Source organism: Bradyrhizobium sp. sGM-13, from assembly GCF_018398875.1.
Lineage (GTDB): Bacteria > Pseudomonadota > Alphaproteobacteria > Rhizobiales > Xanthobacteraceae > Bradyrhizobium.
This window is the reverse complement of sequence record NZ_JAGWDK010000070.1, coordinates 1-13,380: the sequence shown is the minus strand read 5'-3', so window position 1 is coordinate 13,380 and position 13,380 is coordinate 1. Positions and strand designations below refer to the sequence as shown.

The window sequence follows — 13,380 nt, the reverse complement described above, 5'->3', positions numbered from 1 at the left end:
TATCGAGGAAATGGCGCCCTCAACACAAATGCAGGTGTTTCGCGACAGAAACTAGTTAAGCGTGACGGCCGTTGCTGGTTTAGTGCCAAATGTTGTGCTGAGATTAAGAGGCAGCCCCGAAAGTAAGGGATTTCGCGTCTTTGTCCGGTTGCTGCGGCGCAGCGCGATTAATCATACTGGCTCAACGTCTTAGTTTTAGCGGCACCTGTCGGCCTCAAATTTGACGAAGGTCAGCTGGTGGCTTACACCTCTGTCCGGCCGACGGTGGGAGGGAATCGTCGTGTTTTTGATCAAGGGATTTCTAATGGCGCTTCTTACGATGCATATGCGCGTCGCTTCCAATCACGCCCGCCTCTAATGTACAAGTGGATTTCTTTGGCGACGAGCGCCGAACTCGCGCAGCTGTCCATGCACATCACCTCCGAGTACAACCCGGCTCTGGTCGCAAAGCTTCTGAGCCAAGGGATCTCGGATGCAGTGAAGGGCGTCCTCATCGAATACAATTACATCGATAAGGATTACCGCAGCACTTACTATAGCTTCTATTCGAAGAAGGGGCAGTATTATCGCAGCGACTGTGTGCGGCTGCACTTTTTTGACCAGACCGTGAAGTTCGATGACGCCAATGCTGCGCTAGTTTGTCCCGATCGCGAACTGAACGATCATTACTTCGGCTACATGGTATTGCGGCCGACTGGCATTGCTACCATCGGCAGGACCGTGCTCTCTCCGGACATCCGCAAAGGCGCGGGTCGTTTCATCATCACTGCCGATCATAAGGTGCATCTGCTCGGCTACAAGCTTGTAATACGTGGCTTTCCGTCGATGGATCAGCATGTCGACATTTCTGTGTGCGCGCATGCTGCTTGCTGGTCCATCTTGCGTCACTACAGCGAGCGCTACAACGTTCATAGAGAATATTTGGTCCATGAAATCACAATGATGGCGCACGAGTTCAATCCGGGCGGTTTAGTGCCGTCTAAAGGATTGCAGATCGCTCATGCCGAACGCGTGTTTCAAGAAGCGGGCACGTTCCCTATCCACATCGCGCGCAATGCCACGACAGGTACTAAGGACCATCCGTTCTATCGGCAACTGATTGCCTATGTAGAATCGGGCTTCCCTCTGTTCGCCGCGATGCATTCGCGTCGCCATGCGGTTGCGCTCGTGGGCTATGAATGGCGTCAACCGGTGAAAGGTCACTCCGGTCTCCGGTATGCTTGGGATGAAGTCGAAACGCTTGCTGTTGTCGACGACAACCATCTTCCGTACGTCTCCATTCCGAAGTCGAGCGGGACCCCCTACGCGGCGGAGGCGGCTGACGCCTTTATCGTGGCGCTTCCTGAGAAGGTCTATTATCCGGCTGATGCCGTTGATCGGTTGGCTCCTGCCTTGTTCACGCTTGGTCGCGCCATCGGTCTCCCGCCCAAGGACGACACCATCGTCCGCTACTTCATCACCACCGGCTCGTCTTATCGCCATTTCGCGCGAGAGCATGCATCGGAATTTGATCCAAAACTTTTGCAGTACATCATGACGCTGCCGTACGCCCAGTTTATCTGGGTGGTGGAGTTTTCGACGGAGGAACAGTGGGCTAATGGAAGGGTTGAGGCGCGGGCGGTGATCGACGCCACGGCCAGCTTACGCGAGCAGATGCCGCTCTGGTTGTTCCACAGCCGCACCGATGCCTTGATTTTCGATCGTAAGCAGGTTGGCCAAATCGCTTCCGGCATGGGTGGCCTGAAACTTGCCAATATCGGTCATGCAGGGTTCTCGCGGATGGACCGCAACTTGCGACCAACTCAGACGAAATAGCGTTATCGACGGGCGGCGAAGCCTATTCTGGACCTCAGGGAGATCACGATGACTGACGGTGCGCACGACAAGACAAATGAAAGACCTGAGATGCTTCAGGGGCTTGCGCCTGTCGATGCCAAGTTGGTGCAAGAGTTCCTCAAAGAGATGGACGAGCACGTGATCCCCGACATCGTCAAAGTCGTGGAGGAAAGGCGTTTGCAAGCGGCTGAAAGCCGTCAATGGCAGCTAAAATGCTAAGGGCGTAACCGGCTACTTGAGGGGCTTCTTCAGGCGCTCGTAAGCCGCGCGTACGATTGCTTCCACTGCTTCTGCGGCCTCGGTGTCCAGGGCCGGATCCGCCCGCAAAAGGCTAGAAATTTGCATCATGGGCTCTGGTTGGCTGGCGCGATAGGGCGCGTTGACAAAATCGGACGGATTAAGTCCAGCCCAGGCAGAAAGCGCGGCCAAACTGGCCGCGTCAGGACGCCGGCCCTGCGCCATGCGCGTCAGGGTCGAAGCGCTAACGCCCGTTGCTTCTGACACCTCTTTCCAATTGACGTCGCGGGCTTGAACCGTCGTCTCCAGCGCTCGGTAGAAGGCATCTCCGTCAAAGCCCTTGGTATCATTAGCATTTCTTGCGCTCTCAGGAATTGCCATTTAGCAATTGACTTTCTATTTAGGTTCCGCTATCTATTGCTTAATAGCAATTCGACTTCGAAATCGCAAGGAGAAAGCGTATGGCTACCGAACGCACGGATATCCTTGAGACGGAACGCCTCCGACACAACCACTTGGTCACGGTGAAAGTGAACGAGCGCCCGGTAAAGCTGCTGGGCCCGCGTGAAACTGGCGAGCAGATCAAGATCGCTGCGATCGAGCAGGGCGTTGAGATCGGCAAGGACTATCTGCTGGAACTAGTCCTACACGATGGTACCCATCGCCGCGTTGAAGACCATGAGCAGATAGAACTCCACGATCAAATGGTGTTTGTGGCCCGCAAGCCTGAACACATCGTCGTCATCACCGTCAACGAACAGCCGGTGAACCTCAAAGGCCACTCCGCCACCGGCGCAGAGATCAAGGCGGCCGCCATTACTCAAGGTGTGGCGATCCAGCCCAACTTTGTGCTGCAGGAGGAACTGCCTAATGGCACCAGCCGTATCGTGGGCGACAATGATGTCGTCCATCTGCGGGAGCATCTTCGGTTCACGGCGATTGCGCCGGACGACAACTCCTAGGCAGAAATTGCCATGAAAGTGGAAGTTTCTGCCGCCATCGAAGATCTGAAGAAGCAGTTTCCCTCTGCCTCCCTCAACATGCGGGACGATGGGCAGGGCGGCGTCTATCTTGTGGTCGAACCGGTCGCCCTTAGCGACCGGTTTGTCCCTAGCAAGACGTGGGTGGGCTTTCACGTCCCCGCGCAATATCCTTATGCCGACATCTATCCCATTTTCATCGGTGGAGAGGTCCGGCGCGCTGACGGTCAGGGCTTTGCGTCTCCGGTCACCGCGGGACATGCGTTCGAAGGAAGGTCGGCTCTGCAGATCTCCCGCCGCAACAGCACGGCCCAGAACGGCAAGCAAAAAGCTTGTGCCAAGGTTCTCAAGGTTCTGGATTTCTTAGAAAGATCGTCGTGATGTCCAAATGCAGGCTCCACATCACCCGTCCGGACTACGAGTTACTTTGGCATCATCTCTATCACGAGGATGGTGATGAGCACGGAGCCATCTTACTCGCGGGTCTGTCCGAACTAGACACGATTCCACTCCTCACCGTTCGGGAAGTGCATCTGGCTAAGGACGGAATCGACTATGTCGCGGGCAAAATCGGTCACCGAGCCTTAACGCCACAATTCATTCATCGGCTGATTACCCGCGCCCGTGACGAGCGTTTAGTCTATCTGGCCGTTCATAATCACGGCAGCGATCGGCAAGTCGGATTCAGCGATATCGATATCCGATCACATGAGCGCGGCTATCCGGCTCTATTGCAAATCGCCAAAGGCATGCCGGTTGGCGCTCTGGTGTTGGGGCGGCGGGCCGTGCAGGCAGATCTCTGGATGCCCAATGGCAGCCGTTGCGAACTCGATCAGGCGAGCGTAATTGGCATGAAGATTGATCGTCTCGCACCCCATCTATCGAGAAATTTGAGCTCGGTGGACGACCAATATGACCGCCAAATTCGTATGTTTGGTCGAGCGGGCCAGCAGACCTTATCGCGCGCTCACGTTGCGGTGATCGGGCTAGGCGGGATCGGTAGCCTTGTTGTGGAGTATCTGGCCCGCTTGGGCGTCGGCCACTTCACGCTTGTTGATGACGATGCGGTTGAAGCATCCAACCTTGCACGACTTATCGGAGCATCGCAGTCCGATGCTGCAAATCGGACGCCCAAAGTTCAGTTGGCACAGCGCCTCATCCAGCAGGCCAACCCATCCGCGCACATCGAGTACTTCAACGCGGACGTGGCTAAAGCTTCAGTGGCGGATCGGCTCAAAGGTTGCGATTACATCTTTCTTGCGGCGGACTCAATGCGGGCGCGCCTAGTAGTGAACGCACTGGTTCATCAATATCTTATTCCAGCCGTTCAGCTGGGCTCGAAAATCCGCGCCGATGAGCAGGGGCGGGTGATCGATGCGTTCAGTGCCATTCGCCCTCTTCGTCCAGGTGCGGGTTGCCTTTGGTGCAATCAGCTGATTGATCCTAATCTCTTGGCCAAAGAGGCCAAGACAGATGCGGAACGAAAGGCGCAGGCTTATGGCGTTGATGAGCCGAACCCCAGCGTTATCAGTCTTAATGCGGTCTCCGCGGGGCACGCCGTGAATGATTTTCTAATGGATTATCTGAGTCTGCGCGCTGATCGTCCCTTGCACTACCAGCACATCAATGCCCTGACCGGGAGGCTGCAGTTGGTCGAACCGCGTAAAGATGCGGATTGTCCGGAATGTTCGAAAGGCGGGATGCGGTTCGCTCGAGGTGATGGCGTTGATTTGCCATGTACAGAAGGCTAGCACGAGCCCCGTTAACAGCCAATTGACGTTCTCCCGAATTGTAACGCGCGGTCGGGCTCGCATGCTTGAGTGACGTGGTGATCATCAACGATTCTGTGCATCCCGCGCTTGAGGCAGTCGCCCGTGAAGAACCTGTAAGGGCTTGATCGGGGGTTCGAGTTTTCTGGCGAAGGTATTTTCAGATTGCAAGCTTTCGGGGTGCAGAGCCTCGAAAGTCTTCTGTGAACAATACGTTTTCAGGCCGGCGATAGTTTTGACTTCGGGAAGAGCGCCATCAGGATGAGGTACAACAAGATCCTCAGCCACTTGATGAGGCGGCGGAAGTTGTAGCCGGCGGCGGCGAGAATGGCGTTGTTGAGGTCGCCGTTGCGGTGGGCGAGATAGTTGCGGCCCATTCGGTGCTCGTCCTTGAGATGGCCGATGACGGGCTCGACGGCAGAGCGGCGGCGCATCTCTCGTTTGATTGCCGGGGTCACGCGGCGTTTTTGTTTTGAGGTGTAGATTTTGAACGTGTAGTCGGCCGGCGCATTGTGGCCGCGATAGCCGGCATCGGCGTGGAGCCGATCGATCGTGGTGCCGATGAGTTTCTCGATCCCGGGGATCACCTCAGCCAGCGTGTGGCCGTCATAGGGATTGCCCGGCAGCGCCTTCACATGGGTCACGAACTGACCGCCCTTGGCGTGCGATAACGTCGTTGCAACGGAGACCTTGACACCGATCTATGGACCACGCCCGCGTTGCAAGAGGGATCGACAAAGGGATGAAGCGGTTTGCGCCAATCTATCCGGCTTCGATTTGAGGCTGTCGCCCCGAGCCATTATGGATATCCGCGCCACTTCTGTCCTCAATAACTCGCCGGCCTCAAGGAGGGCCATGGAGTCGAACCAGGCTTCAGAAGTGTCGGTGGAACCGTTTCTCCATTCGTTCTTTCCGTCTCGCAAACCTCGGCGGGATAGTGTGCTATTCCGATCGGATCTTGGATCTTCCTTCCTTCCCGGGTCGGGCGTGCTATGCAGCGTGCCCCAGGAAACTCGCTTCGTAGTCACGGCCTTTTGCGAGCATGCTCCAGGCCATCCGCGCGAGTTTTGCGGCCAGGGCAACAACCAGTACATTCGAGTGGAGCCGCTTCGATGCTGCCTCCAGCCAGGCTCCGAAGCCGTGCCTGGCCCAGGTTTGGCGCCTCAGTAATACGGCTCGGGCTCCCTGAATGAACAGTGTTCGTAGATAACGGTTGCCGCGTCTTGATATGCGACCGAGAATGGTTCGATCACCGGTCGAGATTTGTTTTGGTACGAGGCCAAGCCATGCCGCAAAGTCGCGGCCCTTCTGGAACGCATCACCAGTTCCGATCGCGGCGATCATCGCGCTTGAGATGATTGGCCCGACGCCCGGCGCACTCATCAGGCGGCGACAATGCTCATCTTGCTCCGCGATCTCATTGATCTCCTTGGTGACTAACGCGACGCGACGGTCGAGATAGCGCCAGTCCTCGGCCAAGTCCTGGATGAGCCGAACCACCTGAGGTGACAGGCTTTCCGAAGGTATCGAGAGGATTTGGGGGAGTGCCAATCGGAGTGCTGCCGCTCCTTGCCGCACTGGTAGGCCTCGCTCAAGCAAAAAGCCCCGAATTTGATTGATGACCGCTGTTCTCTGTGTCACCAATCGACTGCGAACTCTGTGGAGTGCCTGTAAATCAAGTTGTTCGGCCGACTTCACTGGGACGAACCGCATTGTCGGCCGCTGAGCAGCCTCGGCGATCGCTTCAGCATCCCGAAAGTCATTCTTGTGACCCTTGAGGTATGGTTTGACGTACTGTGCCGGCAAGAGCCGTACTTGATGGCCTAATTTCTCGAGCTTGATGATGTGCTCCTGCACACGCCTCCATTCCGATTAGGCAACGCGGAACATTGCTCAGCGACTGGTCAAGCTGATTTCTAGATCGCTTCTTGCGTAACGTGATTGCGCCGGTGGCATCGAGACCAACGACATGGAATGTGTTCTTCCCGAGATCGATACCGATTGTGATCAGTTTGTATTCGATATGGCTTGCGCTCCTGCTGCTGCCCCGCGGGGTAGCACGTTGCCTCTGAGAGCGGGCGTGGTCCATGCCATTAACTCGTAAGGCTTGTGGGCCTTGCCCTTGCCGATGCATTCCACTTCGGGGGCATGCAGGCTGTAGACCTTGGCGCCGCGCTGCCCGCGCTCCTGCTGGCGCACCTGCCGGCTAAGGCTGAGCAGGTGAGCGAAGCTGCCCTCGAGCCCATGGTCGCCGTCGATCTTGCGGGCAATGTCGCGGATGACACGGCCGAGATAGGTCTTGAGCGTGCGCAAAGCCCGGTTGGCGCGCTTGAACTGCTTAGCATGGGCGTATCGCTGATGCTGGATCAGGGCGAACTTGCCGACCCGCGTATAGGACTGCCGTAGCTCCACGCCCAGCTTTTTGGCCAGCTGCACCAGCTTCTCACGGGCCCGGTTCATCAGCTTGGCGTCGGTCGGGAAGGTAATGTGCTTCGGCTGTACCGTGGTGTCGACAATGACGCGCGAGAGCTCCGAAGGCTTCATCGCGCCGGTTCGCGTCGCCACCGCCAGGCTCTCCTGCAACAGCGCTTGCAGCCGCTCCTCTCCCATGCGGTTGCGGCAGTTCGTCATCGAGGAGCGATCGAGCGGCAGCCGGTGCTGGAAAAACTCCTCGCCGCAGAAGTACTGGTAATACGGGTTCTCGATCCACTGCTCACACACCACTTCATCGCTGAGATTGTAGGTATGCTTGAGAATCGCGAGCCCCGCCATCAGCCGCGTCCGCAGCGGTGGCCGCCCGGAGCCGTCGGCATACACCGCACCGAACTTCTCTTCCAGACACCCCCAGTCGATCGTCCGCGCCAGCTTCACCAGCGTGTGATCCATGTTGATGACTTGGTCGAGCCGCGAGCGAAACAGATCCTGCTCGCCGCTTTCCCGCCGCTCCCGTGCCGCATCGAACCCTCCGCCAATCACGTTGGAGGGTAGAGAATCACGGCTGGAGATTCGAGGGAATCTGGAGGGTTCTGTGAGATCGCGCTCACGCGAGGGCGCGGCAAGCGCTTATAACGCGACCTCATTGAAGCCGGATTGAGCGAAGGCGCGGGAGAAGATGCACGGTGGCGCGGCTATGGGGATAGTTTGAGATCGCGGGTTGCTATCGGCAGACTGCGGAGCTGACGCGGCGACGTTTTGGTTGCGCAATGGCGGCAACTTGAGACAGAGAGCATTTTACCGGCTGTAGCGATCGATGGCCCGCTGCATCGAATAGTTTCCGGCGCGCTGTTTGGCCGCACGGATTCGGCAGCGTCTGCGATGACGCTGCCAACTGCTCCCGCTGTGCGGGAATTGGCTAGGTCTCTTTGACCGCAATGTAGCGCAGCGGCAAACCACGCGCGTCAACGAACACCGGATCAGCCTCGGAACGGGGCCGGCGACGCGCCAGATAGCGCCTCAAGCCCGCTACTGCCGTGTCGTTGCAGCGGCACCAAGCGGGTTTTCCGGAGCTTGGTCTCACGACTGCGGCATGACACGCATCGCTTATAATCGACGTGCTCCTCCCTGAGTTCGGCAGTGAGGTGGTGGCCAGCTACCCATTTCGGCAGTCGGTGACGCCACGACTGATACCGGTTTTGTTTCGGCTGTCTTTTTCCATGAATTCAGGCTGCCCCGGTTTGCCTCGGTCGAGCAAACCGATCTCTTGCTTCACCGAGAGGATATTCTCCCCGCCCCCTTGCGAGAGAGCCAGCATCGAGCGTGATGCCTATCGCACGATGTTCTCGCTCGATGATGAGACCCTCAAAAATGGCGGCGAGAGCATTCTGACCAGCAAGGGTGATCTCGGGCAATTGCTCTTTTGGCGATCGTCGCCATTGACCGTCCGTGTTGTTGTGTTGAGCTGTGTCTGGTTCAAGACGTCGATGTCCCAAGCCTGACAGTAAGACGGCAGCATTCCGCCAGCGCAGCGAGAGGCGCGTTGTTTCTTCAGGAAACGCTCGCAGAACGTCATTGGCACGTCGGTTGCTTGAGATGCGGGGGTGATCCGTTACGACCACGATCGCAGCCCTTGTCTAAGAGAGTTCAGATGAAACTTGCTCGATTGATCCAAATCAGTGCCATGCTGATGCTGATGCTGATGCTGATGCTGATGCTGATGCTGCTGCGCCCATCACGTGCGTGGCCGTCGCGGGGCCTCTCATCTCCTGATGGCGCTTCGGTCTCCCGGCGAGGACAGGATTGCTCTGCACCCGGAACTGGACGGAACGACGCCAGTCAAGAGATGCTGCGCACCTTGTTCGAGGTGATGTGCCGCGAGCCGTTCCAACAGATTGGTCTGGCGGACGTCCGCCTCCAGCTGAAGCGCGGCGATCTGACACCAGCAGCAGCGGAAGCGCAGGCAATGTTTTCGGAGCTGACAGGCGGCGTTCGCTCGTAGATAGGTAATTAGCCGATGCAGGACGGTTGGGAACTTCGAGAAGCAATGAGGCAACGAGAAGAGCTCAAAGCCAAGCTCTTCCGCGCTCAATCGGATGTGGCCAGGCGTAAGGCTGAGTTGGCGGACCTCGAGCAGAGGATTCTGAAGAACCTTGACGCTAGTACAGGGCTGATCTGCTGGTAGCAGGGTTGCCTGTCGCTCGCGCGATGAGGTCGCTTTGGCCTGATTGTCGGATTGTGTGATCGAAAGTGGGTGCTATGCAGAAAACGATCGATAGCAAGCTCGGAGTGGGTGCGACTTCCGATGACATCCGGACAACCGCGAGTCCGGTGTCGCAATTTCGCGGGATCGATCATATTGCGATTGCTGTGCTCGATCTTGAGGCCTCAATTCAATTCTTTCGGGACGTGCTAGGTTTTGAGTTGAAGCGCCGTTTTCACATCAAGGGTCGAGCGACGGGCATGCTATCTGCTGAGTTCGAGAGCAGGGGCATCAGGTTTGTTTTGTGTCAGGGTACTGAGCCGGCTTCTCAGGTCTCAGAGCTCGTGCGGCGTCACGGCGTTGGAGTTGCTCATATCGCTCTTGAGGTCGACGACGTGGATGCTGCTGTAGAGACCCTAAAGTCTCGTGGTCTGGGATTCGACACGAATGTGATACGTGGCCCTGGACTGACACAGGCCTTCTCGAGCCGCTCCATTGAGACGGGGCTTAGCTTCGAAATCATTCACCGAGATGGAGAGAGTGGTTTCCTCGAATCGAACGTCCAGCAGCTTTTTGACCAGCTTGAACAGTCCGGCAAGTATTGAGCGAAGAGGCGTATGCCCTTAGACCTCCAGTCGTGCTCGTGTTCCGACGTAGGCGTGATCTCCATAGCTCCGTCCTCCTCCAAGGCTCCATGATGGATTTCCGGTTGCAAAGTTCGGCAATGAATTTCCTGAACGAGGTCTCGAGTCGGTTTCCCTCAGCTGTCTCGCTTGCGTCTGGTAGGCCGAGTGACCGGTTTTTCGATAGACTCAACCCCCATGCGCTGTTGAATGCATTCGGTGTGTATCAAAGGTATTGGGCTGGCGATCGTGGCCAAGTATGGTCTCAGTTGTTGCAGTATGGTCGAACAGCGGGAATCATCAACGAGCTTGTTGCGCAACAGGTGCGATCCGATGAGGGGCTCCCCGCTAAGGCGGATCGCGTCCTGATCACCTCAGGATGCCAGGAAGCGCTCGCTCTCTGCCTGCCGGCGCTGTGTCCCGAATCTTCGGATGTGCTCCTGGTCTGCAATCCCACCTATATTGGAGCAATTGGTGCAGCTAATGCTGCGAGGGTGCCTATTGCAGCGTTGTCCAACTCAGCGTCTTGCGTTGCAGACGCGATCGAGTCCGCCGTTGTGCAATTGGGCCGAAATGGTCGAAGAGCTCGGGCAACATATCTTATTCCCGATTTTGATAATCCGACAGGACGCGTCCTCGATGTGGTCGCACGACGGGAGATCCTCGAAGTGTGCGCCAAACATCGGATCGTCGTTTTGGAGGACAATCCATATGGGCCATTTCGGTATGAAGGAGATGCGGTGCCTCCGATGGCCGTTTTGGATGAGGTCGGAAGTGTTATCTACCTGTCAACATTCTCCAAGACGCTAAGCCCAGCTCTTCGCGTCGGAGCAGCAATACTGCCCGATACCATCTTTGGAGACGCAGGTGCTTGCCGGACACTTTGGGAAGATCTGGTTCAGCGCAAGAGTTTCGGTACCGTGAATACGAGCCAAATTAGCCAAGCGATTGTGGCGGGGCTCTTGATCGAACAGCGGACAAGCTTACGTGGCTGGATCCGGCCGGCGCTGGATTGGTATCGTGCAAATCGCGACCTTATGTTGTGTCAGCTGGACGATGTGTTTTCGCCTTTGTCGGACCAGGTTCGATGGAATCGTCCTGCCGGCGGCTTCTTTCTGACTCTCGATCTTCCTTTCAGATTTGACGCGAACACCGCGGACGAGTGCGCAACGCATTACAATGTCATTGTTATGCCGATGAGCTTCTTCGCACTGGATAACTCTCAAGACTGCCGGATCCGATTGGCGTTCAGCTCGGTTACTCCCGAGCAAATCTCAACTGCTGTGAGAGGTTTAGGTCATTATGTGGCGCGGCGCGTCGGGCGGGAATTGCCTAGGCTACGCGACGGCTTGGCTGGAGCGTGAAGATGGCCCATCGGTCTCCTCCGGTGCACGCCGGCGCGCGTCTCTCGGTGGCCACACGCTCGGCGCGTCACACACGTGGAGGTTTTGTCATGGACGTGGGGTACGAACATCACGACATATGTGTGTTGGCCTCATCGAGTTGCGAACTCGGCGATTGGGGTGGGCAACGACCTGCAGCCTCACCAATTGGTTCTACCGTCTTTGTTGGTGGTGGTACGCTAGCTATTAGGTGTGCAGAGTTAGCAATGGAGATGGGCTACGTCATCGGCGCGGCCCTGTGTGCCGACGCCATCTTCCGCGATTGGGCCGCTCGCGCCAATGTCTTGTGCCTAGCGAGCGTTGAAGAGCTTGCCACATTGCTCAGTACCGAACCGGTGGAGTGGATATTTTCTGTTGCCAATCCGTTCATATTGCCGGCGGATGTGTTTGGGCGAGTGCGTCGAGGTGCTTTCAATTACCACGACGGTCCCTTACCACGGTATGCGGGAACTCATGCGACGTCTTGGGCGCTGCTGGCCCAAGAGTCCGAATATGCCATCACGTGGCATCGCATAGATGATGGTGTTCATACGGGTGACCTGGTGGTTCAACGCCAAGTCCTGATTGGACCTACCGACACCGCGTTAAGCCTGAACCTCAAATGTTATGAAGCCGCAGTCGAGGGATTCCGCGAGCTTTTAACTGGGTTAACGAACGAAAGGCTTGCCGCCCGTCCGCAGGCGCTAGCGGACAGAAGCTATTTTCCGAGGCGCCGACGCCCAGATGCTGCGGGCTGTCTGCGATGGGATAGATCCGCGCAAGATCTCTCAGCGATGACGCGCGCCTTAGACTTTGGGCCGCATCATTCCAATCCTTTATGTCTGTCCAAGGCTCTTGTGGGCGATGACGTAGTCGCAGTCAGGTGCTTGGAGGTGTCGTCTGGCCGCTCGGGCTTTTCGCCGGGTTCCCTGGTTGAAATCCACCCCAGCCACTGGCGTGTGGCGACGGGAACAGAGGATGTTGATGTTTGGTTTGACAGCCCGGATGGTGAGGCTCTGGATGCGTGGGCACTCGCGAGGCAGTCCGATCTGGATCTAGGGCATCGCCTCCCGATTTTAAGCGATGACGAGGCTCGGGACATAACTGTTGCCCATGAAATGCTGGCGCCTCGGGAGAGTTTTTGGCGGCAGCGGCTTGAGCAGTTCAAAATATTGCAGCTTCCGTTTCTGTCGGCTTCAGAAGCTGCGACTCCACCCATATGGCAGTCGAGTTCGTGGCTCATTCCAAGTGCTTTGGCTAGGCTGTCGCCATTTGATCGCACGGAACACCTAATAACTGCTTGGCTGACCTATCTCGCTCGCGTCACTGGCGAATCACAGCTCCAATTGGGATGGACGCCCGCACAGAATGGATCGCGGGCCCGGTTGAAGGCGGCGGAGGTGATTGTCGCTTCTGTCGTGCCGATGGAAATTACCATTGATCTTGGTCATGATTTTGCAGAGGTGCGCAGGGTGGTCGCCGCCGAATGCGCCGAACTGAGCGAGCACGATAGCTTTGCGCGGGATGTGATCGCGCGCGCTCCGAGCTTGCGGGGTAGGGAGGCGCTACGATCGCGGCGACCCTGGCCGATTGGCGTTACGGTTACGACAAATAGCTCTTCTGCCGCTGGTGATCTGGCTTCGAGCCCGCGTTCTGAGACAACCCTATCCGGCGATTTGCTAACGTTTGAGGTTTGCGCTCTGGATGGGAGCTTCCGATGGCACTTTGATGCTAGTCGCTTGGCGCCCAAGCAGATCGACCGCATGACGCAGCATTTGCAAAATTTGTTGTGTGCTGTGATGGCCGATGCGCGGCAAGCGGTCGCGCGGATTGAGCTGCTGTCGTCCGCTGAGCGTACGTATCTCCTGGAGGAGTTGAACCGGACGGCGGCCCCCTATCCGGCGGAGCAGTGCATCC

The 13,380-nt window shown here is 57.2% G+C and carries 11 protein-coding genes and 3 pseudogenes; 10 read left to right on the top strand and 4 right to left on the bottom strand.

All coding sequences use genetic code 11. The annotated features are described in order from the left end of the window. Nucleotides 1-237: 237 nt before the first annotated feature. Together KJQ96_RS36770 and KJQ96_RS36765 are read left to right on the top strand one after the other, a co-directional pair. The gene (locus tag KJQ96_RS36770; RefSeq protein ID WP_145963724.1) at nt 238-1,815 is read left to right on the top strand and encodes a hypothetical protein; all 1,578 of its coding nucleotides are present in this window, start codon (nt 238-240) and stop codon (nt 1,813-1,815) included. A gap of 48 nt (nt 1,816-1,863) precedes the next feature. Further along, complete coding sequence (locus KJQ96_RS36765) at nt 1,864-2,055, top strand: hypothetical protein (protein ID WP_108521642.1); 192 nt, start codon at nt 1,864-1,866, stop codon at nt 2,053-2,055. A gap of 12 nt (nt 2,056-2,067) precedes the next feature. Here the strand turns inward: KJQ96_RS36765 and KJQ96_RS36760 are convergent, their stop codons facing one another. Then, nucleotides 2,068-2,454, bottom strand: a complete 387-nt coding sequence (locus tag KJQ96_RS36760) for a helix-turn-helix domain-containing protein (RefSeq protein WP_213290974.1) — start codon at nt 2,452-2,454, stop codon at nt 2,068-2,070. Nucleotides 2,455-2,534: 80 nt separating this feature from the next. On the opposite strand from KJQ96_RS36760, the gene KJQ96_RS36755 reads away from it, so the two are divergent. The 3 genes from KJQ96_RS36755 to KJQ96_RS36745 are packed head-to-tail and all read left to right on the top strand — an operon-like array spanning nt 2,535 to nt 4,804. Beyond that, nucleotides 2,535-3,035, top strand: a complete 501-nt coding sequence (locus KJQ96_RS36755) for a multiubiquitin domain-containing protein (protein WP_202975806.1) — start codon at nt 2,535-2,537, stop codon at nt 3,033-3,035. 12 nt (nt 3,036-3,047) lie between these two features. Continuing rightward, nucleotides 3,048-3,434 carry a hypothetical protein gene (locus tag KJQ96_RS36750; RefSeq protein ID WP_108521638.1) on the top strand — a complete coding sequence of 129 codons (387 nt, stop codon included), beginning with the start codon at nt 3,048-3,050 and terminating at the stop codon, nt 3,432-3,434. Continuing rightward, a complete protein-coding gene (locus KJQ96_RS36745; RefSeq protein WP_108521636.1) occupies nt 3,434-4,804 on the top strand; it encodes a ThiF family adenylyltransferase in 1,371 nt (456 codons plus the stop codon). The genes KJQ96_RS36750 and KJQ96_RS36745 overlap by 1 nt, the downstream gene beginning before the upstream one ends. A gap of 236 nt (nt 4,805-5,040) precedes the next feature. Here KJQ96_RS36745 and KJQ96_RS36740 read toward each other — a convergent pair. The 3 pseudogenes from KJQ96_RS36740 to KJQ96_RS36730 all read right to left on the bottom strand — a co-directional run. Beyond that, a pseudogene (locus KJQ96_RS36740) lies at nt 5,041-5,520 on the bottom strand (IS5/IS1182 family transposase); the annotation flags it as partial. A gap of 292 nt (nt 5,521-5,812) precedes the next feature. Continuing rightward, nucleotides 5,813-6,911, bottom strand: a pseudogene (locus KJQ96_RS36735) (IS110 family transposase). An 8-nt stretch (nt 6,912-6,919) separates the two neighbouring features. Then, nucleotides 6,920-7,795, bottom strand: a pseudogene (locus KJQ96_RS36730) (IS5 family transposase); the annotation flags it as partial. Nucleotides 7,796-8,403: 608 nt separating this feature from the next. Between KJQ96_RS36730 and KJQ96_RS36725 the strand changes: the two are divergent. From KJQ96_RS36725 to KJQ96_RS36705, 5 genes are all read left to right on the top strand, one after another. Next, the gene (locus KJQ96_RS36725; RefSeq protein ID WP_213290973.1) at nt 8,404-8,757 is read left to right on the top strand and encodes an AAA family ATPase; all 354 of its coding nucleotides are present in this window, start codon (nt 8,404-8,406) and stop codon (nt 8,755-8,757) included. A 149-nt stretch (nt 8,758-8,906) separates the two neighbouring features. After that, the gene (locus KJQ96_RS36720; RefSeq protein ID WP_213290972.1) at nt 8,907-9,257 is read left to right on the top strand and encodes a hypothetical protein; all 351 of its coding nucleotides are present in this window, start codon (nt 8,907-8,909) and stop codon (nt 9,255-9,257) included. A gap of 257 nt (nt 9,258-9,514) precedes the next feature. Then, nucleotides 9,515-10,063 carry a VOC family protein gene (locus KJQ96_RS36715; RefSeq protein ID WP_057846699.1) on the top strand — a complete coding sequence of 183 codons (549 nt, stop codon included), beginning with the start codon at nt 9,515-9,517 and terminating at the stop codon, nt 10,061-10,063. A gap of 89 nt (nt 10,064-10,152) precedes the next feature. After that, nucleotides 10,153-11,445, top strand: coding sequence for a PLP-dependent aminotransferase family protein (locus tag KJQ96_RS36710; protein ID WP_213290971.1), 1,293 nt, complete (start codon nt 10,153-10,155; stop codon nt 11,443-11,445). A gap of 245 nt (nt 11,446-11,690) precedes the next feature. Then, nucleotides 11,691-13,380 (top strand): formyltransferase family protein (locus tag KJQ96_RS36705; protein WP_305830994.1); only part of this gene is annotated, 1,690 nt, incomplete at its 3' end.